20 protein-coding genes are annotated in these 22,586 nt (G+C 70.9%); 13 read left to right on the top strand and 7 right to left on the bottom strand.

Translation table 11 applies throughout. The features are described 5' to 3' along the window. Positions 1-27: 27 nt before the first annotated feature. The 5 genes from AB5J49_RS25145 (at position 28) to AB5J49_RS25165 (ending at position 5,801) form a co-directional block, all read left to right on the top strand. A complete protein-coding gene (locus AB5J49_RS25145) occupies positions 28-1,224 on the top strand; it encodes a lipid II:glycine glycyltransferase FemX (protein ID WP_369170916.1) in 1,197 nt (398 codons plus the stop codon). Further along, complete coding sequence (murJ, locus tag AB5J49_RS25150) at positions 1,221-2,900, top strand: murein biosynthesis integral membrane protein MurJ (protein WP_369170917.1); 1,680 nt, start codon at positions 1,221-1,223, stop codon at positions 2,898-2,900. The genes AB5J49_RS25145 and murJ overlap by 4 nt, the downstream gene beginning before the upstream one ends. A 23-nt stretch (positions 2,901-2,923) precedes the next feature. Beyond that, positions 2,924-3,607 (top strand): response regulator, encoded by a 684-nt coding sequence (locus AB5J49_RS25155; protein WP_369170918.1) that lies wholly within the window; start codon positions 2,924-2,926, stop codon positions 3,605-3,607. A gap of 98 nt (positions 3,608-3,705) precedes the next feature. Next, positions 3,706-5,136, top strand: a complete 1,431-nt coding sequence (locus AB5J49_RS25160) for an ATP-binding protein (RefSeq protein ID WP_369175253.1) — start codon at positions 3,706-3,708, stop codon at positions 5,134-5,136. Further along, entirely contained in the window at positions 5,133-5,801 is a 669-nt protein-coding gene (locus tag AB5J49_RS25165) for a hypothetical protein (RefSeq protein WP_369170920.1), read from the top strand. The genes AB5J49_RS25160 and AB5J49_RS25165 overlap by 4 nt, the downstream gene beginning before the upstream one ends. Positions 5,802-5,898: 97 nt before the next feature. On the opposite strand, the gene AB5J49_RS25170 is transcribed toward AB5J49_RS25165, so the two are convergent. Together AB5J49_RS25170 and AB5J49_RS25175 are read right to left on the bottom strand one after the other, a co-directional pair. Beyond that, positions 5,899-6,915, bottom strand: coding sequence for a zinc-dependent alcohol dehydrogenase family protein (locus AB5J49_RS25170; RefSeq protein WP_369170921.1), 1,017 nt, complete (start codon positions 6,913-6,915; stop codon positions 5,899-5,901). A 122-nt stretch (positions 6,916-7,037) separates the two neighbouring features. Then, a complete protein-coding gene (locus AB5J49_RS25175) occupies positions 7,038-7,286 on the bottom strand; it encodes a hypothetical protein (RefSeq protein ID WP_369170923.1) in 249 nt (82 codons plus the stop codon). Positions 7,287-7,421: 135 nt separating this feature from the next. On the opposite strand from AB5J49_RS25175, the gene AB5J49_RS25180 reads away from it, so the two are divergent. Continuing rightward, on the top strand, positions 7,422-8,312 hold the full coding sequence (locus tag AB5J49_RS25180) for a helix-turn-helix transcriptional regulator (protein ID WP_369170924.1): 891 nt from the start codon (positions 7,422-7,424) through the stop codon (positions 8,310-8,312). A 25-nt stretch (positions 8,313-8,337) separates the two neighbouring features. Here AB5J49_RS25180 and AB5J49_RS25185 read toward each other — a convergent pair whose 3' ends face one another. Continuing rightward, the gene (locus tag AB5J49_RS25185) at positions 8,338-9,111 is read right to left on the bottom strand and encodes a polysaccharide deacetylase family protein (protein WP_369170925.1); all 774 of its coding nucleotides are present in this window, start codon (positions 9,109-9,111) and stop codon (positions 8,338-8,340) included. Between the two features lie 250 nt (positions 9,112-9,361). After that, positions 9,362-10,018, bottom strand: a complete 657-nt coding sequence (locus AB5J49_RS25190; protein WP_369170926.1) for a TetR/AcrR family transcriptional regulator — start codon at positions 10,016-10,018, stop codon at positions 9,362-9,364. A gap of 106 nt (positions 10,019-10,124) precedes the next feature. On the opposite strand from AB5J49_RS25190, the gene AB5J49_RS25195 reads away from it, so the two are divergent. The 3 genes from AB5J49_RS25195 (at position 10,125) to AB5J49_RS25205 (ending at position 12,449) form a co-directional block, all read left to right on the top strand. Continuing rightward, on the top strand, positions 10,125-11,156 hold the full coding sequence (locus tag AB5J49_RS25195) for a medium chain dehydrogenase/reductase family protein (protein WP_369170928.1): 1,032 nt from the start codon (positions 10,125-10,127) through the stop codon (positions 11,154-11,156). Positions 11,157-11,207: 51 nt separating this feature from the next. After that, positions 11,208-11,849, top strand: a complete 642-nt coding sequence (locus AB5J49_RS25200) for an SRPBCC family protein (RefSeq protein WP_369170930.1) — start codon at positions 11,208-11,210, stop codon at positions 11,847-11,849. A 129-nt stretch (positions 11,850-11,978) separates the two neighbouring features. Continuing rightward, a complete protein-coding gene (locus AB5J49_RS25205) occupies positions 11,979-12,449 on the top strand; it encodes a cupin domain-containing protein (RefSeq protein ID WP_369170932.1) in 471 nt (156 codons plus the stop codon). Between the two features lie 17 nt (positions 12,450-12,466). On the opposite strand, the gene AB5J49_RS25210 is transcribed toward AB5J49_RS25205, so the two are convergent. Next, a complete protein-coding gene (locus AB5J49_RS25210) occupies positions 12,467-13,261 on the bottom strand; it encodes a polysaccharide deacetylase family protein (protein ID WP_369170934.1) in 795 nt (264 codons plus the stop codon). Between the two features lie 242 nt (positions 13,262-13,503). On the opposite strand from AB5J49_RS25210, the gene AB5J49_RS25215 reads away from it, so the two are divergent. From AB5J49_RS25215 to AB5J49_RS25230, 4 genes are all read left to right on the top strand, one after another. Next, a complete protein-coding gene (locus AB5J49_RS25215; RefSeq protein WP_369170935.1) occupies positions 13,504-14,766 on the top strand; it encodes a hypothetical protein in 1,263 nt (420 codons plus the stop codon). 538 nt (positions 14,767-15,304) lie between these two features. After that, positions 15,305-17,344, top strand: a complete 2,040-nt coding sequence (locus AB5J49_RS25220; RefSeq protein ID WP_369170936.1) for a TerD family protein — start codon at positions 15,305-15,307, stop codon at positions 17,342-17,344. A gap of 73 nt (positions 17,345-17,417) precedes the next feature. Further along, positions 17,418-18,824, top strand: coding sequence for a M1 family metallopeptidase (locus tag AB5J49_RS25225; protein WP_369170938.1), 1,407 nt, complete (start codon positions 17,418-17,420; stop codon positions 18,822-18,824). Between the two features lie 514 nt (positions 18,825-19,338). After that, positions 19,339-20,628, top strand: a complete 1,290-nt coding sequence (locus AB5J49_RS25230; protein ID WP_369170939.1) for a hypothetical protein — start codon at positions 19,339-19,341, stop codon at positions 20,626-20,628. Between the two features lie 328 nt (positions 20,629-20,956). Here the strand turns inward: AB5J49_RS25230 and AB5J49_RS25235 are convergent, their stop codons facing one another. Together AB5J49_RS25235 and AB5J49_RS25240 are read right to left on the bottom strand one after the other, a co-directional pair. Beyond that, positions 20,957-22,144, bottom strand: coding sequence for a tachylectin-related carbohydrate-binding protein (locus AB5J49_RS25235; protein ID WP_369170941.1), 1,188 nt, complete (start codon positions 22,142-22,144; stop codon positions 20,957-20,959). Between the two features lie 115 nt (positions 22,145-22,259). Continuing rightward, positions 22,260-22,433, bottom strand: a complete 174-nt coding sequence (locus AB5J49_RS25240) for a hypothetical protein (RefSeq protein WP_369170942.1) — start codon at positions 22,431-22,433, stop codon at positions 22,260-22,262. Positions 22,434-22,586: the final 153 nt, after the last annotated feature.

The following is a 22,586-nucleotide window of genomic DNA, read 5'->3' on the forward strand; positions in this document are numbered from 1 at the left end:
GACCGGGGAGAAGGAGAGGCTCAGACTGTGTCAGCGCTGCTCGTGCCGCCCAGCCGCGTGTGCCAAGCACGGGGCCGGGGCGTGGCCCTGCGCCCCATCACCGCGGAGACCTACCGCGCCTTCCTCGCAACCCCCGACGGCGCCGCGCTCGGCGCCGGTTTCCTGCAGTGCCCGTCCTGGGCCGACGTCAAGGAGGGCTGGCGCGCCCAACTCCTCGGCTGGGGCCCGGACCCGGAGGCGGGCGCACTGACGGGCGTGGCCCTGGTCCTGCTGCGGCAGTTCCCCGGCACCCGCAAGTACTTCGCCTACCTCCCCGAAGGCCCCGTCGCCGACTGGAACGACCCCGACGTCGACGGCTGGCTCGATCCGCTGCTGGAACACCTGCGCCGCGCGGGCGCGTTCGCCGTGCGCATCGGCCCCTCGCCGGCCTACCGTCGCTGGGACGCCGCCCAGCTCAAGCCGCTCACCGGCCCGGGCCGCCGCCTGGGCGACGTCCTCGCCAGTGAGGTCGACCCGCTCGGCACCGCCGTCGCCGAGCGGCTGCGGGCCCGGGGCTGGCGCCGCTGCGGTGGCGAGGGGACCGGAGCGGACGGGGACGCCCAGCCCCGGCACGTCTTCCATGTGCCGCTCGCCGGACGCACCACCGAGGACCTGTGGTCCGGGCTCAACCAGGAGTGGCGACGCAATGTCCGCCGAGCTCAGAAGGAGGGCGTGGAGGTGGTGGTGGGCAGTGCGGCCGAACTGCCCGAGTTCTACCGGCTGCTCGGCATCACCGAGCGGCGCGACGGGTTCCGGCTCGGCCGCTCGCTCGCCTACTACGAGCGTCAGTACGCGGTGCTCAACGCCGAGGAACCGGGCCGGATGAAGCTGTACGTCGCCCGTCACCGAGGAGAGATCCTGGCCGCCCACACGATGATCACGGTGGGCCGCCGGGCCTGGTACCAGACCGGCGCCTCGGCCGACCACCGCCGCGAGGTCCGGCCCTCCAACGCCCTGCAGTGGCGGATGCTGCTGGACGCCCACGCCCTCGGCGCCGACGTCTACGACATGCGCGGGGTACCCTCCACTCTCGATCCTGAGGAACGTGCGTACGGACTGCTGCGGTGGAAGCTCGGCACCGGAGGACAGGTCGTCGAGACGTTGGGGGAATGGGAGAGAGCCTTGGGCGGCAGCGCCAACCACACGCTTTACCGCGCCTTCCAGGCGTACCTGAACCGCCGATGAAGCGGACGACGCCGACGACGCCGACGACGACCACGCCGACCGGCACAAAGACCGCGCAAGCGACGGTGCCCCGGGCTCCGAAGGCGGCCTCCGCGGCGCGCGGCAGTGCCGTCATGGCCGCCGGATCCATCGTCGGCCGGGCCACCGGTTTCGCCCGCTCCGCCGTGGTCGCGGCGGCGCTGGGCACCATCGGGCCGACCGCCGACGGCTACGCGGTGGGCAACGCCCTGCCCACCATCGTCTACATGCTGCTCCTCGGCGGCGCGCTGAACGCCGTCTTCGTGCCCGAGCTGGTCAAGGCCGCCAAGGAGCACGACGACGGGGGCGCCGCGTACACCGACCGGCTCGTCACCGTCTGCGTCGTCGCCCTGCTGGCGATCACCGCGACCGCCGTATGGGCGGCCCCCGCGATCGTCGACGCGTACACCGACTACACCGGCCGACAGGCCGCCATGACCATCGCGTTCGCCCGCTACTGCCTGCCCCAGATCTTCTTCCTCGGCCTGTTCACCCTGCTCGGGCAAGTACTCAACGCCCGGGGCCGGTTCGGCGCGATGATGTGGGCGCCGGTCCTGAACAACGTCGTCGTCATGACCGTCTTCGGTCTGTACCTGGCCCTGGCGATGGGCGGCGGGGACGGCGGGGACCTGCTCACCCCGACCGAGACCGCCGTGCTCGGCTGGGGCACGACCGCCGGCATCGCCGCCCAGGCCCTCGCCCTCGTCCCCGCCCTGCGCGCGGCCCGCTTCCGCTGGCGGCCCCGCTTCGACTGGCGCGGCAGCGGACTGACCCGCCCCCTGCGCGCGGCCGGCTGGCTGGTGCTGCTCGTCCTTGCCAACCAGGCCGCCTACTGGGTCACCACCCGGCTGGCCACGACCGCGGGCCTCGGCGGCGGCCCCGGATACGGCGCGTACAACAACGCCTATGCCCTGTGGGTCGTCCCGCACGGCATCATCACGGTCTCCGTGGTGACCGCGCTGATGCCCCGGATGAGCGCGGCCGCCGCCGACGGGGACACCGCCGCCGTGCGGCACGACGTCTCCCACGCGCTGCGCGTCTGCGCCTCGGCCGTCGTACCCGCCGCCTGCGCGCTGTTCGCCCTCGCCCAGCCGGTGATGGCCCTCGTCTTCGGCTACGGCAGAACCAGCGCCGACGACACGGCCGCCATGGCCGGGATCCTGATGGCCTTCGCGCCGGGACTCGTCGCCCTGTCGGGGCAGTACGTCCTGTCCCGCGCCTTCTACGCGCTCTCCGACACCCGTACGCCGTTCCTGCTCAACCTCGTGATCGTCGCCCTCAACGCGGGACTGTCCCTGGCCGCCGCCCACCTGCTGCCCGCTCGCTGGGCCGTGACGGGCATGGCGGCGGCGTACTCGCTGGCGCTGTGCGTGGGCTGGGCGGTGACCGGCCGGGTGCTGAGCCGCCGGCTCGCCGTGGCCCGCCCCCTGCGCTCGTCCGCCGTCGGCGCCCACGCACGGCTGCTGCTCGCCGCCGTCCCCGCCACCGCGCTGGGTCACCTCGCGGCCCAGGGCGCAGGACGGGCGGGGGCGTTGGCCGCCGCGGCCGCCGGCGCAGCGGTCGTCGTGCTCACCTTCGCCCTGCTAGCCCGTCCGCTGCGACTCGCCGAACTCGACGCGCTGCTGGCCGGCGTACGCCGGCGAGTGTCCCGGACCTGACCACCACCGAGGGAGAACCGCCGATGCCCCGCGTGCTCCTCATCGAGGACGACCCCTCCGTACGCGAGGGGGTCGAACTCGGTCTGCGCCGCCGCGGCCACGAGGTACGAGCGGCCGCGACCGGCGAGGCCGGCCTCGCCGCGATGGCCGAATTCCGCCCCGATCTGCTGCTGTTGGACCTGATGCTGCCCGGAATGAACGGCGTACAGGTCTGCCGGCGGGTCCGCGAGCACAGCCAGCTGCCGATCATCATGCTCACCGCGCGCGGCGACGACTTCGACGTGGTCATCGGCCTGGAAGCCGGTGCCGACGACTACATCGTCAAGCCCGCCCGCACCGAGGTGATCGAGGCCCGGATCCGTGCCGTACTGCGCCGCCTGGACGACGGCGGCGCGGGCCGCCCGGCCATCGAGGTCTACGGCGCGCTCACCATCGACCGGGTCGGACTGACCGTCACCAAGGCCGGCCGGCCGCTCGCGCTCGCCCCCTCGGAGCTCAAGCTCCTGCTGCACCTCTCCGCCGCCCCTGAGCAGGTGTTCAGCAGGCAGCAACTGCTGGAGCACGTCTGGGACCACAGCTACCACGCCGACGCCCGGCTGGTCGACGCCTGCGTCGCACGTCTGCGCGGCAAGATCGAGGACGAGGCCGGCAGCCCCCGCTACGTCCAGACACTGCGGGGCTTCGGCTACCGCTTCGGGCCGCTGTGAGCACGGACCCCGGTCCCGGCCCCGGTCCCGGCCCCGGACCCGCCTCCGGACCCGCCTCCGGCCCCGACCCCGGCCGGTCGCGGTTCAGGGCGTTCGGGCTGCGTACGCGGCTGTTGCTCGCCTTCCTGCTGGTCGCCGGTGTCAGCGCCGGCACCACGGCCGCGCTGACCTACCGTGAGGCCCGCACCGCGATGCTGGAGACCGCCCAGGACACGGCGGTCTCGTCGTTCCGTGACCACGTCCAGCAGACGGGCTTCTCCCTGCCCGTGCAGCGGGAGGGCCTGGAGGAAGTCCTGCGGGACATCGCCCGCAAGGGCAAGCCGCACCCCTGGGTGGTGTTCGCCGAGTACGGTTCGCTCCGCGCCTCCTCGGGCGAGAACCCGGTCTCCACCGTCATCACACCCGAACTGCGCCGCGCCGCGCGGGCCGACCCGCACGGCAGCTTCGAGCGGGTCGTCAAGGACGGCGTGCCCTACCTGACCATCGCCATGCCCACCGTCTTCAAGGCGAGCCCGGACAGCCTGCTGCCCAGCGGACTCGTCCTCTACGCCGTCATGCGGATGACCGACGAGCAGGTCAACGTCGACGCCCTCCTCATGGCCGCCCGGGACGGCGCCCTGCCGGGCCTCGCCGTCGCGCTGATACCCGGCCTGCTCGCCGCGCGCAGCGTGCTGCGCCCGGTGCGCGAACTGCGCCAGGCGGCCCGGAGCATGGGCACCGGCAGACTCGACACCCGGATTCCGGTGCGCGGCAGCGACGAACTGGCGGACCTGGCACGCACCTTCAACGAGTCCGCGGGCCAACTCGAGCGCTCCGTGCGGGAACTGCGCGATGCCGAGCAGCGCGCCCGCCGTTTCGCCTCCGACGTCTCGCACGAACTGCGCACCCCCCTCGCCGGAATGCTCGCCGTCACCGAGGTCCTCGACGAGGACGCGGACGGCCTGGACACCGACACCGCGCGGGCCGTGCGGCTGGTCAGCGCCGAGACCGGAAAGCTCGCCGTGCTCGTCGAGGACCTGATGGAGATCTCCCGCTTCGACGCACGCGCGGCCGAGCTGAACGCCGACGAGGTCGACGTGGCCGAGGCGATCCGCAAGACCCTCCACAACCGGCACTGGACCGACGACCGGGTCCGCACCGAACTCCCCGACGGCATCCGCGCCCGGCTCGACCCGCGCCGCTTCGACATCGTGATCGCCAACCTCGTGGGCAACGCCCTGCGGCACGGCAGCGCGCCCGTCACGGTCCGCCTGCGCACCGAGGCACGCGCCGCGGGCACGCCCGTGCTGATCACCGAGGTCATGGACAGCGGCCCCGGCATCCGCCCCGAATCGCTCCCGCACATCTTCGACCGCTTCTACAAGGCCGACGCGGCCCGCACCCGCTCGGCGGGCAGCGGCCTGGGACTGGCGATCACACAAGAGAACGTGAAGCTGCACGGCGGAACGATCCGCGCGGGGAACCAGGCCGGGGGCGGCGCCGTCTTCACCGTCGAGATACCGCTTCACGCGGAGGAGGCCGGCGGATGAGGCGTGCGCGGACGCGCCGACGTGCGGCGGCCGTTGCCGTCGTGGTCGTCGCGGCGGCCGCGCCGCTGATCGGTGGCTGCGGTATCCAGGAGACCGACGTCATCGAGGCGGGCGGTCCCGCCTCCATCCAGGCCTTCGTCGACCGCGACTACGACATGCTGCTCTTCTTCCGTTCCCCCGACGGAGGGCTGAGCCCCGTGATCCGGACGATCGGGTCCTCGACCGGGTTCGGTCCCGGATACGTCGAGGCGGGTTCCGGAGACCAGAAGTCCGGCGACCCGGCTGGACCGGTGCCGACGGAGAAGGTCGTCATGGCGTTGCTCAACGGCCCGGGTAAGGAAGACCGAGCCGCCGGCCTGGGCACCTCCCTTCCCGCCGCCCGCCCCGGCGGGACCGTCGAGGTCGAGCGCGCCCCGGGCGACAGGGTCACGGCCCGTGTGCCCCTCGCCCTGGAGGGCCTGGACAGCACTGCCGTACGCCAGCTGACCTGCACGATCGCCTACAGCCAGGACGCCGACGGCCAGGTCGTCGTGGAGCTCACGGGGCAGGACGGGGCATCGCGATCCGGCACCTGTGGCCTCGCCCCCGGCAACATGGGCACCGCACCCACGGAGACCGAGTCCCGGACACGGGGCACGCCGACCGGCACGAGCGGCGGAGCCTGAAGAACGCCCCCTGGGTGGCCTGTCGCCGCCCGGCCCTCCGGAGCGCCGGGCGGCGACCCCACCCGCGACGTGGGCCCGTGACGGCGCCCGGGCCCGGTCAGACGGTGAGCAGGGCCTTGATGGCGCGCCGCTCGTCCATCGCCTTGTACGCCTTCGCCGCCTCGTCGAGCGGGACGGACAGGTCGAAGACCTTGCCGGGGCTGATCTTCCGCTGCCAGATCAGGTCGATCAGCTCGGGCAGGTACTGGCGCACCGGGGCGGGGCCGCCGACCAGGTGGACCTGGGAGAAGAACAGTTCCTGACCGTCGAGGGCGACGTCGTGGGAGACGCCCACGAAGCCGACGTGGCCGCCCGGCCGGGTGGAGCGAATGGCCTGCTGCATGGACTCCTGGGTACCGACCGCCTCGACGACGGAGTGGGCGCCAAGACCCCCGGTCAGCTCCTTGATCCTCGCCACGCCCTCGTCGCCGCGCTCGGTGACGATGTCGGTGGCGCCGAACTCGAGGGCCAGCTTCTGACGGGACTCGTGCCGGCTCATGGCGATGATCCGCTCCGCGCCGAGCTGCTTGGCGGCCATGACCGCGAGCAGGCCGACCGCGCCGTCGCCGACGACCGCGACCGTCTTGCCGGGGCCGGCCTCGGCGGCGACCGCGCCGAACCAGCCGGTGCCCAGCACGTCGGAGGCGGCGAGCAGGTGCGGGATCAAGTCGGCGTCGGGCATCCCCGGGGTGGGGACCAGGGTGCCGTCGGCGTTGGCGATCAGGGCCCGCTCGGCCTGGGTGCCGGACTGGAAGACGCGGTTCACGCAGGAGGACGGCCAGCCGGAGCGGCAGATCTCGCAGATGCCGCAGGAGGTGGCGAACGAGCCGACCACGAACTGGCCGGGCTTGACGTTCTTGACCTCGCTGCCGACCTCCTCGACGACGCCGACGTATTCGTGCCCCATCCGCGCGGGGCCGTCGAGGGCCTCGATGCCGCGGTAGGGCCACAGGTCCGAGCCGCAGACGCAGGCCGCCGAGAGCCGGATGATCGCGTCCGTCGGGGCGGTGATCTCCGGGCCGGTGATCTCTTCCACCCGGACGTCGCCGGGAGCGTGCAGGACAGCAGCGCGCATGAGAGTTACTCCTGGGGTTCTGACCGGTCGCCGGGGCGGCCGGGATTATTTCGGGCAATTGGATTGAATTGAATGGCCCGGACCGGTGAACGCTGTGCGGCGCGCGGGCGGCGTCCCCTGCATCACCCGAGCACCCGGACGTCCGCTCCGGGCAGGTCCCCCGGCGGCCGCCCCGAGGACGGCGAGCGCCCGTCACCGGCGATCTCCGACAGCAGGCCGGCCACCATGAACTCGGTCGTGCCCATCAGGAACGTGCCCAGGGCCATCACGTACACGACGAGCGGAAGCCGGGTGGGTGGCTGCTCGTGGTCACCGACGGTTGGATCGGCGGAGTCGACGGAGGCGTGGAGGGTCTCTCCTCGCGTTGGCATGCTTCATCTCCGCAGGATCGAGATCGGGGTGCGCGTCCCACGAAAGCGCCCCTCCCGCCGGTGTGGGAGGCCGCGTTTATAGGGGGTACAAGCTCGACCCCCCTTGCCCGGGTCTCCGGCCGTAGCGTGGACGGCATGGAAAGCCGCTCCCACAACCGCGCCGACATCCGCGACTTCCTCGCCCGTCGGCGCGCCCAGCTCACCCCGGAGCAGGTCGGGCTGCCCACCAGCGGCCGGCGCCGGGTCCCCGGGCTGCGCCGCGAGGAGGTCGCGGTCCTAGCGGGCGTGAGCACCGAGTGGTACACGCGGCTGGAGAAGGGGCACATCAGCGGCGTCTCCGAGGACGTCCTCGACGCGGTCGCCCGCACTCTGCAGCTGAGCGACGACGAGCGCACCTACCTGTTCGACCTGGCCAAAGCCGCCCGGCCCAGCCCCGCGACCCGGCGCCGCCGCAAGTCCGTGGACATCCCGCCCCGCGTCCAGTGGCTGCTCGACTCGATGACCCTGTCCGCGGCGTTCGTCGTCAACGGCCGCCTGGACATCGTGGCCACCAACGCACTCGCCCGCGCCCTGTTCGCCCCCATGTTCCACGGCCGCACCGCGGGAGAACACGGCCGTCCGAACTTCGCCCGGTTCTACTTCCTCGACGACGGCTCGCACGACTTCGTCGACGACTGGGACGGTGCCGCCAACATCACCGTCGCCCTGCTGCGCGCCGAAGCCGGCCGCTACCCCAACGACAGGGCGCTGCGCGAGCTCGTCGGTGAACTGTCCACCGTCAGCGCCGAGTTCCGCACCCGCTGGGCCGCCCACAACGTGCGCATCCACCACGGCGGCGTCAAACGCTTCCACCACCCCGAGGCCGGCTCCCTGGAGCTGACCTACCAGCCCCTCGACCTGCCCATGTCCGCCCACGAGGCGCACTCCCTGACCATCTACACCGCGGAACCGGGCACCTCGGACGAGGACCGGCTCAAGCTCCTGGCCAGCTGGGCGGCGACGCGGCTGCAGGTGGAGGGAGGTTGAGGTTGCACCCCCGGTGAGCCGGGGCTCAGCGCACCGGGAAGCCGAACGAGTAGCCCTGCTCCTTGAGCCGGGGGAGGATCCGGCGCAGGGCCTCGACGGTCTGGGAGCGGTCGCCTCCCGCGTCGTGGAAGAGGAGCGTCGGCCCGTTCGGCAGCTCCCGCTCGACGGTGGCGACGATGGCGTCCGTGCCCGGCCGCTCGAAGTCCTTGGTGTCCACGTTCCAGCCCAGCGGGCGCATGCCCCGGGAGGCGGCGAGCGTGCGGCTGTAGGGGGTGAAGGCCCCGCCGGGCGCCCGGTAGTACATCGGCCGTACGCCACCGGACGCCTTGGTGATCATGCGTTCGGCGTCGAGTATCTGCTGCGACTGGTAGGCCTGGGACTTCTTGTCCATGGTGGTGTCGTGCGACACCGAGTGGTCGCACAGCCGGTGCCCGGCCGCGACCACCTTCCTCACGAGGTCCGGGTGCGCCTGCGCCTGCGTCCCCACCATGCAGAACGTGGCCTTCACCCCGTACTCCCGCAGCACGTCGAGCACTTGGGGGGTCCACGCGGGGTCGGGCCCGTCGTCGATGGTGATGTTGACGCCGCGCGCCCCCGCGTCCGACGCGTGCACGATGCCCACCGCGACCGGCTTGACGTCACCGCCCGGCGTGGCCGACGCGGTCGCCTTCGGCGCCGAGCCGCCCACGGCACCGGCCTGCGCGGTCCACACCGAGGCACCGGCGGCGAGCATCGTCACCCCGAGCGCCGCCCCGACCACCTTGCCGTACCAGCCCCGCCCGCCGCCGTGCCGTGCCATGTCCGCCCCGCCTTCGCGCAGTTCCTCACCGATCCTCGATCGCCTTGCGATCACCTGGCAGGACGAGCGGCGGCGGCCACAGGATGCGTCCGTTACCGATCACGGACAATCCCGCAGGAGTTCGCGGACAACTCGACCGACCAGCGGCCGGAACGGGGCGGGTCGGAGTGCCGCTCAGGTCGGTGGGGCCGCCGAGTCGCGTGGGACCGACTGTGGTCCTCGGGCCGCGCCAAGGCGGGGCGTGACGTGGTCAGTTCGCCGGGGCACCCGCCAGGCCGTCCAGCTCGGCGGCGAAGAGCTGTGCGGGATCGATTCCCATACCGGTGAAGTGGCCGGCGAGTTCCAGGGACAGGACGCCGTGCAGCCGGGTCCAGAAGGTCAGGGCCCGGTGGAGGGCCGCGGACGGGGCGGGATGGCCGTCCGCCCAGTCCCGGTGGCCTTCGAGGTGCGCCTCGAACGGTGTCGCCCGCCCGTCCGAGGGCAGCGCGGCACAGGCGTCCAACAGGGTCGCCATGATCTCGGACGAGATCGCGGTGGTGTCGGCGGGCGCCTGGTAGCCGGGGACGGGTGTGCCGTAGATGAGGAAGTAACGCTGGGGGTCCTGCAGGGCCCATCCCCGCAGGGCGTGCGCCAGCGCGGTCACATCGGCACCGGCCTCCGAGGCCACGCGGAAGGTGTCGGCGAGGCTTCGGTACGCGTCCCTGACGAGTTCGGTGATCAGCTCGTCGCGGCCGTCGAAGTACCGGTACAGCGCGGGTCCGCTCATGCCCATCTGCTTGGCGATCGCGTTGAGGGAGAGGGCGGACGCGCCCGCCGTGGCGATCTGTTCCCACGCGCGCTGCTTGATCTCCGTACGCACCTGGGCGCGGTAGCGCTCACGCGGAGTCTTCGCTTCCGAGTTCACCATTGTTAGAGGTTATCACTGAAGTTATTGACACTTCCGAATCGACGAGGTTATAACTTCTAACGAACGCGAAGCCAAGTAACTCAACGACTCTGTGGAGGTCGTCGCCATGAACACCGAAGGGCTCGTCGAGGTCGTCCTGCCGGGCAAGGTCGAGCCCGAAGGGCTTCGGATCCGGCACGGAGCCGTACCCGCCGCAGGCCCCGGCCAGGTCGTGATCCGCATGGAGGCGACCGGCGTCTCCTTCGCCGAGCAGCAGATGCGCCGTGGCCGCTACTACGACCAGCCGCCCTTCCCGTTCGTACCGGGCTACGACCTCGTAGGCACGGTGCTGGCGATCGGCGAGGGCGTCGAGCCGCGCCTGGCCGGTACTCGGGTCGCCGCGCTGGTCAAGGTCGGTGGCTGGGCCAGCCACGTGCTCGTCGACGCGGCGGACGTGGTGCCGGTGCCCGACGGCATCGGCGCGGCCGAGGCGGAGACCCTCGTCGTCAACGGCGTCACCGCCTGGCAGATGCTGCACCGCAAGGCCCACGTCCGTGCCGGGCACACCGTCGTGGTGCACGGCGCGAACGGCGGCGTCGGATCGGTTCTGGTCCAGCTCGCCCAGGCCGCGGGCGCGCAGGTGATCGGCACGGCGTCCGCGCGCCACCACGAGGCCCTGCGGGAAAGGGGAGTCGTCCCCGTCGACTACCGCACCGACGACGTCGCCGCACAAATCCGCGAACTCGCCCCCCGCGGGGTGGACGCCGTCTTCGACCACGTCGGCGGCCGCGGCATCGTCGACTCCTGGCGCCTCCTCGCCCCCGGCGGCACCCTCGTCTCGTACGGCAGCGCCTCGACCCGGGACGACGAGGGCTCCAAGCAGTGGCCTGTCCTCAAGCTGCTCGGCCGGGTGTGGCTGTGGAACGCCATGCCCAACCGCCGCCGCGCGTACTTCTTCAATGTCTGGGCCGGCCGGGCCCTGGCCAGGAACCGCTTCCGCGCCCGCCTGCGCACCGACCTCACCCAGGTCTTCGCGGCCCTCCAGCGCGGCGAGCTCACCGCCCAGATCGCCGCGCAACTGCCGCTCACTCGCGTCGCCGACGCCCTGCGGCTGGCCGAGTCGGGCACCGTCGCCGGAAAGGTCGTCCTGAATCCGTAGCAGGCACCGAGCGGCCCGATCCGATCACCCCAACGAAACGCGAGGAACACCATGTTCAGCACCGGCCCGTCGAACTCACCCGGTCAGCAGCCCCGGCCCCGCGCGGGCAAGGCCGCGGCCACGGTCGCGCTCGCCGTCACGGCCGTTTACGCCGGCACCATCCCGACCGCGCAGGCCGCCCCCCACGGCGGAACGTCCCAGTGCGGCGGGCGAGGCGTCGACACCACCGCCCTCATCCGCTACGAGTCCGACATCGTGATCAAGGCGCCGCTGGGCACTGTCTGGAAGCTGCAGACCGACGTGGAACGCTGGCCGTCCTGGCAGCCCCCTGTCACCACCGCCGAACGTCTCGACCCCGGCCGCCTGAAGGCGGGTTCGCGGTTCCGGTGGACGACCCCCGCGCCCGCCACCCCCACGACCCCCGCCACCACCCTCGCCATCACCTCCACCGTCCAGGAACTCCAGCGCCACAACTGCATCCTGTGGAGCGGACCCGCGATCGGTGAGGGGCTGCGCATCGACGAGGGTGTCCACCTGTGGACCTTCAGCAAGGTCAAGGGCGGCGTGCACGTCCACACCGAGGAAACCTGGACCGGCACCCAGGTCGAAGCGGACGTACCCACCGCGACCGCGGCCCTCGGCGCGGGCCTCGAAGCGTGGCTGCACGACCTGAATACCACCGCCGAAGCATGAACCCGGCAAGCGGCATGCGGCATGGAACGGGCCCGGACGAACCACGGCGTCCGGGCCCGCGGGGCCCACACCGTCGGATTCGGACCCGGGCGTCCGCCCGGCGCCGCTGCGCGGGGCCACAATGCCCCCATGACCGATGATCAGTCCCGGAACCCCGCCCGGCCGCTGCTGCGCCGCCCCTCGGACGGTGAGCTCATAGACGTCGCCGGTGTCGCGCACTTCTTCCGCCTCACCGGCGAGCACACGGGCGGGCACTTCGCCTTCGAGGAGTTCAGCCTCGCCCCCGGCACCATTGGCGCCAGGCCGCACGTGCATGAAGGACACGACGAGTACTTCTACGTCCTCGAGGGAGAGTTGACGCTCCACACCGGGGACGGCGAGGTGACGGCCGGTCCCGGGCATCTGCTCGCCGCGACCCGCGGCACACCGCACGGCTTCCGTAACGCGGGCACGGTCGCCGCACGCGCCCTGTGCCTCTACACCCCCGCCGGATACGAGAACTACTTCCGCGACGTCCACGCCGCCGTGAGCGCCGGCGCCGAAGCGACCGATGAGCTGCTGGCCGAATTCCGCGGCCGCTACCGGACCAGCTCCCTCTAGGCCACGTCGAGCCGCGGTCAGCGCACGGGGAAGCCGAAGGAGTACCCCTGCTCTTTCAGCCACGGCAGAACCTCGCGCAGGGCGGCCACGGTCTGGGAGCGGTCTCCGCCCCCGTCGTGGAAAAGGAGGGTCGGGCCGTTGGAGATCTCGTTCTTGACGGTGGCGACGATGGTGTTCGTGCCGGCGCGCTCGAAGTCCTTGGAGTCGATGTTCCAGCCGAGCGGGCGCATTCCACGGGACGCGGCGAGGTGGCGGCTGTAGGGGGTGAAGGCACCTCCAGGGGCCCGGTAGTACAGCGGGCGGACGCCCCCGGACGCCTCGGTGATCATGCGTTCGGCGTCCAGGATCTGCTGGGACTGGTAGGCCTGGGGCTTGCGGTCCATGGTGACGTCGTGCGAAACCGTGTGGTCGCAGAGCCGGTGCCCGGCCGCCACCACCGCCTTGACCAGGTCCGGGTGGGCGCGGGCCTGGGTGCCCACCATGCAGAACGTGGCCTTCACGCCGTTGTCCCGCAGGACCCGGAGCGCCTGTGGTGTCCACACGGGGTCCGGTCCGTCGTCGATGGTGATGTTGACGCTACGGGCACCACCGTCCGAGGCATGCACGATTTCTGCCGATACGGGCGCCGCCTTCCGGCCCTGCGGCTGAGTGTGCGACCTGGCAGGAGGCGCCGAGACGCCCGCTTGTGCGGGCTGTCCCCCGGTGGAACCGAGTTGCGCGTCCCAGAACGAGGTCAGGGCGGCCACCGCGGTCACCCCGAGCGCCGCCGCGAGCACCTTGCCGAACCATCCCCGACCGCCACTTCGCACCATGTCATCTGTTCCTTGCCGTCGCTGTGGGGCCTTTGCATCCGGCAAGAGGGGAGAAGGCGGCCGAGGGATCCACCTGTTACCGATCACGGACATTTCCGCGGGGATACGGCGACGCACCGGTGACGCGTCGAGCGCGGCCGCTTCCTCCTCGAAAGAACCTGCCTCGCCTTTCAGCCATCTCAAGGAGGGGCGCACGGCCTGGGGGGACCGTGCGAGGCGACAGGAACCGAGAGGGAGAAGGCGTGTCGGTCATCAGCCAGCGGGTGCACCTGGTGCTGCTCGCCGCGTGGACGATCCTGTGGTTCGCCGTGGTCCAGCCGCACGGGGGCTTCTCCTGGCACTATCTGCGTACGGGTGGGGAGCTGCTCTACGCGGGCCCGAGCAGGCCGGACGGCGGCCTGAACCTGTACGCCCACCACCCCGAACTGCAGATGGGTCCCGTCAGCTTCCTCGCGGCGGGCCTGTTCAACCCCTTTCCCGACGCCGTCGGGCAGTTCCTGGCCGCCGGCGTGATGTCCCTGCTCGGTCTGCTGATCCTGGTGGTGGCCGGCCGCAGCGCCGCCTGGCACTTCCTGGGCACCGGCACCAATCACCAGCGGCTGCGGCAGCGGGTGCTGATAGCGGGCCTGGCCTTCATCCCGATGTGGATCGAGGTCGCCGTCCGTTTCGGCCACCTCGACGACGTTCTGGCACTCTTCTTCACGGCTCTGGCCGTACACGCCCTCACCCGCGGCAACGCTGCCGCGACCGGCATCTTCCTGGCCCTGGCCATGGACTCCAAACCGACCGCGTTGGCCTTCCTGCCGCTGCTGCTGGCACTGCCGAGACGGCAGTGGCTGCGCGCGGGTCTGTGGTGTGCGGCTCTGGTCGCGCTCGCCTGGCTGCCGTTCCTCCTCGGCGCCCCGCAGTCGTTCGCCGCAGCCGAGTTCACCATCCCCAACCAGCCCGCATCCGCGCTGCGCTGGCTCGGCGTCGACGATCCCCGAACCCCTGCCTGGGACCGGCCCGCGCAGGCCGCGGTGGGGCTGGCGCTGGGCTGCGTCGCGGTCTGGCGAGGCCGCTGGCCCGCCGTCGTCCTGCTCGGCGCCAACGCCCGGATCGCCCTGGACCCCAGCGTCTACACGTACTACACCGCCTCCGTCCTGCTGGGCACACTGCTGTGGGACGTGATCGGGCAGCGGCGCCTGGTGCCCTGGTGGAGCTGGATCGGGCTGATCACCCTGTACGGCACGGTCTTCGTCGTTCCCGATGACGCGACGCGTGGACTGATCCGCCTGGCCTTCGCCGTGACCTCCACCGCATATGTCCTGTTCTGGCCGGTACGGGACCGGCGCCGGCGACACGTCCTGTCCCGCGGCAGGCGGGGAGAGCCGATCAGGCCCTCGGGCTCGGCGGTGGTTCAGGAAGTTCATCGCCCCGTACGACCCCACCCGCACGATCGACGACCGCGCGTCGATGATCTCGGGGCTGGTGACCAACGCGATTCTCAACGGGCGGGCGGATGAGCCCGGGTGGGGCGCGTGGAGTGCTACCGCGAGGTACCGCGAGGAGACCTCGCTCCGGATCGAGATCGGCCCAGCACTGGTCCGAACTCGGCGGACACATCAACCAGCTCTTCGACACTGACCAGTTCTCCGAAGAGTGATCCGATCGCCTTGATCCGCAACCGCGCGGCGTCGCCGTGCAGGTCAGCGCCGCGTCGCTACGTGATTGGCTGCCATCTCAAGGCATCCGTGCCTGCTGGGGGGGAGGGGGGTGCTCGGTCGGACGTCCATGCCGTTGGTTATTTCCCGGCTTCGGGGCCGTACCACTGGAGCGCCTGGCCCGTGACGGCGGCGACGCACTCGAAGGTGGCCGATAGAAGGCCATGTCGAGCGCCCGTACCGCACCCCCCACATTTCCGGCGGGACCGCCCACGGGCTGCGCCCGCCTGACACTAGAGTGCCGCTGTGCGTTGAGTGTGTGGCACGTCACACCGGGTTGGCCGACAGAGGGCGAGGGGCGGCCACCCATGTATGGCGTGCGCTGAAGGGGTGGGGGGTTATGTACGAGTTGATCAAGGGTGCCAACGTCGGTCTGGCGGCCCTCAGTGAAAGCGTCGACTCCGTGATCGTGAGTCTGGACTGGACCAGCCCGACGGGTGAGGGCGACGCGGATGTCTCCGTTCTGCTGCTGGACGCAAACGGCAAGGTGCGCAGCGACGCCGACTTCTACTTCTACAACAATCCGGTCGCTTCGGACGGGAGCGTGCAGCTCCTGGGCAAGACGCCCACGGGGAGTGGCAACAAGGACCGGATCGGCTTCGACCTGACCGCGATCCCGGACGGCATCGATCGGATCGTGGTGTCCGCGAGCCGGTACGGCGGAGCCCACTTCGGCGAACTGGACGATCTGCAGCTGATGTTGGCCGACGGCTCCGGCGAGAGTCTGCTCCGATTCGTGATCGAGGACGCCGGCCCGGTGAGCGCCTTCATCTTCGGTGAGCTCTACCGCCGCGGCGGAGAGTGGAAGTTACGGGCCGTGGGACAGGGCTACGACGCCGGACTGGCGGGCCTGGCAACGGACTTCGGCGTCGACATCGAGGACGACGCTGTTGCCGAGGAGGCGCTGGACGACGCGGCCGGCGAAGCGCAGACGGATACGACCGGCCCCAAGCCCGTCGCCGATCGCGAACCGCAAGCGACCCTGGAGGCCATCCCGGCGCCCCGGCAATCCGACGAAGACGCCGAACCGAGGAAGCCGCCCGCACGGCCCCGCACCGCCAGGAAGAAGGTCACCCTGCCCAAGGCCGTCAAGAAGTCCTTGGCGGAGAACGAGTCCTGGAAGGAGGCCAGGCTCTTTCCGGTCTCCGCGCTCAAGAGCGATCGGGACCGAGAAATGCGGGCCACCTCGGTGCTGTTGTCGGTGATGACGCAGATCCCGGAGTTCGGCCGGAGACTCACCGCCGCGTTCGGATCACCCGCGGGCCGCATGGAGACGTTCACCGAGGTCTCACTGCCGCACGGCGACAGCCCGCGACGCCCTGACGGTGTGATCCGCATCGAGCGGGCCGGCAAACTGTGGACGGCACTGGTGGAGACCAAGACGAACGGGAACGCCCTCAAGGCCGAGCAGGTGCAGGCGTACATGGACATCGCCGCCCGCCGAGGCTACGAGGCGGTCATCACCCTGTCGAACGACGTCGCGTTGGAAGGCAGCCCGCTGGTCGACGTCAGGATCGACGGACGGCGCAAGCACAAGGTGGCTCTCTGGCACCTGTCCTGGGCCGAAGTAGCCCATCAGGCCCAGATGTTGATCCGGCACGAGGGTGTGGGCAACATGGCACACGCCTGGCTGCTCCAGGAGCTGCTGCATTACCTCCAGCACGAGAACTCCGGATGTCACGGCTTCCAGAACATGGGTGCGGCCTGGGTCCCCGTACGCAACGGAATCGACGACGAGACCCTGTGCCAGGGAGATCCACGGGCCCTTGAGGTGGTGGAGAGCTGGGAGCGGCTCGTCCGCCAGGTCTGTCTCAGGCTCGGGGGCGAGCTCGGGCACAAGGTGCTGCCCGTCCAGCGCGCGAAGCGCGGAACCGATCCAGGGGCCCGCCGAACCCGCCTTGCCGACCAGCTCTGTCTCGAAGGGAGACTCCAGGCCGAGCTGCGCATCGAGGGCACACCCGGCGTTCTCGCGATCACAGCAGACCTGCGTACCGGCAAACTCCGCACCTCCATCGAGACTCCTGCGCCCGAGCAGGGCTATCCCCTCACCTGGGCCAAACAGCTCGTCCGACGCCTTGCGGAGGCTCCCGCCGACCTCCACGTCGAGACGCTGGTGGAGGGCGAGGCAGGAGGCCCACGGGGCACACTGGAACGGCTGCGCCCGGAGCCGGCGGACATGCTGCCGAAGAACGGCACGCGGATCACCGGTTTCCGTCTGTCTCTCTTCAAAGGCATGGGCAGCAGCCGTGGCAACGCCGAGTCCGGCTTCATCCGCAGTGTCGACGAAGCCGTGCACCGGTTCTACGCCACAGTGGTCGCCCATCTGGATCGCCCGGCACCTCGACGGCCACAGTCCGCAGAACGATCTGCCACGGGTTGACGCAGACTCGGGGCACGGGACGGCCGTCCTGATCCCCGCCATTTGTCAGACCGGTGTGGCATGATCCGCTGCCATGTCGTCGTTACGCGCACCCGCGTGGTGGTCAAGGGCCGGTCGTCGTCTGCTTGTTGTCCCGCTCGCCTTGCTCGTGGCGGCGGGCACCACCGGTGCCGGTGCCGTGACGGCACCGGCATCCAAGGCCAAGGCCGAGGCCGAGGTCGCGACGCCCGATCGGCTTCGCTACGACGTGTCCCTGCGCGGCGACGCCGACGGCTCCCACTGGACCGGCCGACAGCGGGTCTCGTTCCGCAACGCCTCCGACCGGCCCCTGCGTGAGGTGTACGTACGTCTGTGGGGCAACGGCGTCGACAAGTGCGGCACGCCGGGCAAGCCGCCCCCGGTCAGGATCTCCAAGGTGCGCGGTGGCAGTGCGGGCCGCCTCACCGTGAACTGCACCGCGCTGCGCATCACCCTGCCGGAGCCGCTCGCGCGCGGTGAGCGGACGGCCGTCTCCTTCGACGTGTCCATCACTGTGCCCCGGCGCAACGACCGCTTCGGCCGCGAGGGCGCGTTCCGCTTCCTGGGCAATGCGTTGCCGGTGCTCGCCGTGCACGATGCGAAGGGATGGCACCTCGATCCCTACGTGTCGGCCGGCGAGAGCTTCTACGCCCTGGCGAGCGACTTCCGTGTGCGTATCGACCACCCGTCGGCCCTCAAGGTCCCCGCGACGGGCCGCACTTGGACCAGCCACGGCAAGCCCGGGCGCACGGTCACGCACAGCCTCGCGCAGCGGGTGCGGGACTTCGCGTGGGCGGCGGGACCGTTCCGCACGGCGATGGAGACCTCGCCCGGTGGTGTGCGCGTGAAGTCGTACTGGACGCCGAACACGCCCGCGGCGGGTGTACGCCTCAACCGCAAGGACGGCGTCGCCGCGGTCGACCGGTTCGGCAAGGAGTTCGGCCGCTATCCCTACGGCGAGATCGACTTCGTGATGACCAAGGACTTCGGCGGCGGTATGGAGTACCCCGGCCTGGTCATCCTCGGCACCACCGAAGAAGGCAGCGCCGTCGTCCACGAGGTGGCCCACCAGTGGTGGTACGGCATCGTGGGCAACGACGAATACGGCGCACCCTGGCTGGACGAGAGCTTCGCCCAATACGCCAACGCACGCTTCTACGGCTGGGACACACGCGACTGCTGGTCCGACGCCGACTGGTCGAGCGAGCAGACCGCGCTCACCAACTCGATGGCCTACTGGAGCAAGCACCCAGGCGAATACCACCTCGTCTACACGGCCGGCTCCTGCGCCCTGGCCCGCCTGGAGCGCACCATCGGAGCCGACGCGATGGCGCGACTCCTCAAGCGGTACGCCCGCGACCACTGGTACGGCGTCTCCACCACCGCCGACTTCAAGAAGGCCGCACAGTCCGTGACGGACACCGACCTGGACCCCTTCTGGACGAAGCACCGCATCCGGTGAAACCGCTTGGTGCCGTCACCGGGACCGCCCCAGTGGATCGGGCGGAGGCCCCTCGTCCCCGGTGAGCCCGGCTCGGCGCAGGTGCCGCCGCCCGCGGGAGGGTGACGGAGCCCGGGGCACGGGCAAGGTCGTCAGCGTTGAGCCGTCGCCGTCGCCGTTGAGGTTGTGCTCGGATCCGAGGAACCGGGAAGTGCGCGATGCCGGCAGGCCGGCGACCCGCCCGAGCCGGGGCAGGACGGGGCCGAGAGCCCCGACGGTCGTTCCGGCGGCCGTGGTCCCGTAGGCCGGCATACCCGGGCGCGCCGTCATGGGCCGACGCCCCGTCAGGACACAACCGGCCAGGGACGTTTGCGGCCATCGGATCTCTCTTCCGGCACCCCTGACCTGCGGCAAAAGTAGTTCCTGACACCGGGCGTCACACCCGTGAACAACCCTCACAGCTGCACCTGCAGGGCAGCTGTCCGGGCCAGGGTCGTGCGTTCGCCCACTCGACTTCCTTGCCGCAGGAGAGACCATGAAGCTGAGCAACGTCCTTCGCCGTACGTCCGCCACCCTTGCCGTCGGGGCGATGTCCCTGGGGCTGGTCACCGTCACCGGCGGGGCCGCGCAGGCCGTCGCCTCGTGCACCGGTGGTGTGTCGATCTACGGCACGCTGTCGGACGGCCGGCTGACGTACACGCAGATCGAGCCGAACACCGGCGACCGCGTGAAGACGCTCATAGGCCCGAACCTCGGATTCACACCGAAGGCGATGGCGACGCTCAACTTCAACACGGTGCTGGTCACTTCGACGGCCGGTGACCTCTACCGCGTCGACATCCAGACCAACAACACCTCCCTCGCTCTCGCCGGAGTCACCAAGATCTGGGACGGCGGCTGGACCTTCGACAAGATGGTCTACGACGGCGCCGGCCACCTCTACGGCACGGTCGAAGGGCAGCTTCACCAGTACCTGGTGTCGCAGGACAAGCCTTCCGGGTCGGCCCACATAGGCCAGCACGTCGTGATCGACACGGGCTTTGTCCTCAAGACGCTGGCCGCCGCGGGCGATGACCGCATCATCGCCTCCACCTCGGACGGACGCCTGCTCAGCTACAAGATCAACGGTGTGAACGACTGGGACCGCGCGGTGCTGAAGTCGAGCGGCTGGTCGGCGGTCGACTCGCTGTCCTCCCCCGGCGGGGGCCTCTACTACGGCCGTACCAACGGCGGCATGTACTGGTACCACGACGCCGACCCCACCGACGCGGACGGCTCCGACATCGCGTACCACCCGAGCGACCCGGTGGATGCCTCCGGCTGGACGCAGACCCTGCTGTCGGCGTACGCGGACAACTGCGCCTACGTGCCCCCGGCCCCGCCGCACTCGGTGCAGGGCGGCACGATCTACCGCAGCGAGGTCATGACCCGGGCCAAGGACTGGTACAACCGCAACGTCCAGTACAGCCAGACCGCTTACGCCACCGACATCGAGGGCGACGACACCTACCGCACCGACTGCTCCGGCTTCGTCTCCATGGCCTGGCACCTCACCTCCTCGCTGACGACGCAGACCCTCGACAACGCCGCCACGCAGATCTCCAAGGCCGACCTGAGGCCCGGCGACGCGCTGAACTCCAGCAGCGAGGGGCACGCGGTCCTCTTCGCGGGCTGGAAGGACCAGGACGCCGGCACCTTCTACTACTACTCCGAGGGCAGCCCGGACTCGGACATGAACTACCGTTCCGCGAACGCCTACAGCGGCACCATCGACAGCCACCCGGCCTCGGCGTACGTGGCCCTGCGCTACGTCAAGATCGCCTGACGCCCCAGCCGCAGCCCCGCCCCGTCGCCCCCGAGGGCCCCGCCGACACCGGCGGGGCCCTTTCGGCATACCTGGCTGGCAGACGGTCTCCGCCAAATCCAATCAGCGAGATCTACGGGGGCTCCGTCGAGCTCCGGGTCAACGGCATCGCCAACTCCACGGAGCCCCCCTCCACCGAGTGCGCATCCTGACCCGCAGCCCCGCAGCCCCGCAGCCCCGCAGCCCCGCACGCCCGCACGCCCGCACGGCAAAAGGGCGGCGCCCCCTCCTCCGAGGGGGCGCCGCCCTTTTGTCGTGTCCGTAAGTCCGTAAGTCCGTAACTACCGGTCTAGTACCAGTTGTTCGCCTGCCAGAAGTTCCATGCGTTGCACGGAGAGCCGTAACGGCCGTCGATGTAGCTCAGGCCCCATCTGATCTGGGTCAGCGGGTTCTCGTGCCAGTCGTCGCCCGCGACGTCCATCTTGGTGGCGGGCAGCGCCTGCGGGACGCCGTACGCGCCGGAGGACGAGTTCGTGGCGTTCCAGCGCCAGCCGCTCTCGTGATCCCAGAGGTTCTCCAGGCAGGCCCACTGGGTGGTGTTGGCCCAGGCCGCGTCCTTCTGGTTCATCAGCTGGCGCCCGGCTGCCTTGACCTCGGTGATGTTGTTGCGGTCGACGGTGTCCACGGAGGTCGTGCAGGTGTACGTGCCGGGCTGCGCGGACAGCAGCTTCTGCGTCCAGCCACTGGTGTTGACCGGGTCGTCGAGGTGGTACGTGATGTCCGCGCCGGAGCCGTCGGTCGGGTTGGCGTCCTTGTACCAGTACATGGCCCCGGTGGAGAGCCGCCCGTAGTACAGCCCGCTGCCCGGGGAGACTAGCTGGTTGAAGCCCGACCAGCCGGAGGACTTCAGGGTGTTGCCCTTCCAGGAACCGGCGCCTGCGATGGTGTAGTCGAGCAGTCGGCCGTCCTCGGTGGTGGCGCCGAGCCGGTCGTCGCCGGTGGCGGTGAGGGTCTTCAGGACGAACCCGGTGTCGATCTCGGTGCGTACGCCGATGTGCTGGGAGCCGGCCGGCTTGTCCTCGGTGACGTTGTAGCGCAGCAGCAGGCCGGAGGCGGTGGTGCCGTAGAGGTGGCCGTGACCGTCGTAGGTCAGCTTGTTGTGGGTCCAGCCGCTGTCGGCGATCCTCACCGGCGGGTTCAGCAGGGCGAGGCTGGTGTTGTTGGTCTTGATGTCGATGCGGTAGAGGGCACCGCTGGTCGATGTCATCAGCACGGTGTTGAAGTTGAGGGTCGCCATGGCCTGCGGCTCGAAGCCGAGGTCCGGTCCGACGAGCACCTTGGCGAGGTCGCCGGTGGCCGGGTTGATCTGGCTGAAGGTGAGCCTGCCGTCGGTGAGTACGCCGTAGATGTTGACGCCGCCCGAGCAGCTGGTCGCCGCGTCGGCGGTGGGGGCGGTCACCGTGAGGAGTCCGGTGCTCAGGGCGGCGGCGGTCAGCAGACCTGCGACTCTACGGCCGTTGGTGCGGATGTTCTTCACTTCTGGTTCCCCCGGGGGCGGTTGAGGTCGGGCAGGGCAGACGAGCAGGTCAGGCGTGGGATGCGGGTCGGCTGTGGGACTCGTGGGAGTCGCCGTCAGTGGCGGCGCGGGCGGCTTACTGCCAACCGGCGTCGGCGGGGGCGGCCTGCCAGCCGGCGTCTGCGGTGACGACGGAGGCGGACTCAGCGGCGTCCGTCCCGTATGCCGAGGTGACGGCCGGGGCGGCGAGGGCCACGGCGACGACGAGGGAGACGACCGCGGCGGCATCGGCGATACGGGTGCGAGGCATGGCTGTCCGTCCTTCCGGGGCGAGGTGTGAGGTCCGGCCCGCTGTCGCGTCCCGCGGTGACGCGCTTCCTGGCCGGCGATCACCAGGTTCGTCGTGGCCCGGGCCCATGAGAAGGGTTCCTCGGTGGACGGAAAGGGCCTTGGACCGATACGT

Origin of the sequence: Streptomyces sp. R28 (assembly GCF_041052385.1) — a bacterium.
Taxonomy (GTDB): Bacteria; Actinomycetota; Actinomycetes; order Streptomycetales; family Streptomycetaceae; genus Streptomyces.

What these genes read in the sequence shown, in the direction of transcription:
- AB5J49_RS25155 (WP_369170918.1), top strand. Translation starts at nt 2,924, where the DNA reads ATGCCCCGCGTGCTCCTCATCGAGGACGACCCCTCCGTACGCGAGGGG.
- AB5J49_RS25225 (WP_369170938.1), top strand. Translation starts at nt 17,418, where the DNA reads ATGTCGTCGTTACGCGCACCCGCGTGGTGGTCAAGGGCCGGTCGTCGT.
- AB5J49_RS25190 (WP_369170926.1), bottom strand. Translation starts at nt 10,018, where the DNA reads ATGGTGAACTCGGAAGCGAAGACTCCGCGTGAGCGCTACCGCGCCCAG.
- AB5J49_RS25180 (WP_369170924.1), top strand. Translation starts at nt 7,422, where the DNA reads ATGGAAAGCCGCTCCCACAACCGCGCCGACATCCGCGACTTCCTCGCC.
- AB5J49_RS25205 (WP_369170932.1), top strand. Translation starts at nt 11,979, where the DNA reads ATGACCGATGATCAGTCCCGGAACCCCGCCCGGCCGCTGCTGCGCCGC.
- AB5J49_RS25210 (WP_369170934.1), bottom strand. Translation starts at nt 13,261, where the DNA reads ATGGTGCGAAGTGGCGGTCGGGGATGGTTCGGCAAGGTGCTCGCGGCG.
- AB5J49_RS25165 (WP_369170920.1), top strand. Translation starts at nt 5,133, where the DNA reads ATGAGGCGTGCGCGGACGCGCCGACGTGCGGCGGCCGTTGCCGTCGTG.
- murJ (WP_369170917.1), top strand. Translation starts at nt 1,221, where the DNA reads ATGAAGCGGACGACGCCGACGACGCCGACGACGACCACGCCGACCGGC.
- AB5J49_RS25170 (WP_369170921.1), bottom strand. Translation starts at nt 6,915, where the DNA reads ATGCGCGCTGCTGTCCTGCACGCTCCCGGCGACGTCCGGGTGGAAGAG.
- AB5J49_RS25185 (WP_369170925.1), bottom strand. Translation starts at nt 9,111, where the DNA reads ATGGCACGGCACGGCGGCGGGCGGGGCTGGTACGGCAAGGTGGTCGGG.
- AB5J49_RS25200 (WP_369170930.1), top strand. Translation starts at nt 11,208, where the DNA reads ATGTTCAGCACCGGCCCGTCGAACTCACCCGGTCAGCAGCCCCGGCCC.
- AB5J49_RS25240 (WP_369170942.1), bottom strand. Translation starts at nt 22,433, where the DNA reads ATGCCTCGCACCCGTATCGCCGATGCCGCCGCGGTCGTCTCCCTCGTC.
- AB5J49_RS25220 (WP_369170936.1), top strand. Translation starts at nt 15,305, where the DNA reads ATGTACGAGTTGATCAAGGGTGCCAACGTCGGTCTGGCGGCCCTCAGT.
- AB5J49_RS25195 (WP_369170928.1), top strand. Translation starts at nt 10,125, where the DNA reads ATGAACACCGAAGGGCTCGTCGAGGTCGTCCTGCCGGGCAAGGTCGAG.
- AB5J49_RS25175 (WP_369170923.1), bottom strand. Translation starts at nt 7,286, where the DNA reads ATGCCAACGCGAGGAGAGACCCTCCACGCCTCCGTCGACTCCGCCGAT.
- AB5J49_RS25230 (WP_369170939.1), top strand. Translation starts at nt 19,339, where the DNA reads ATGAAGCTGAGCAACGTCCTTCGCCGTACGTCCGCCACCCTTGCCGTC.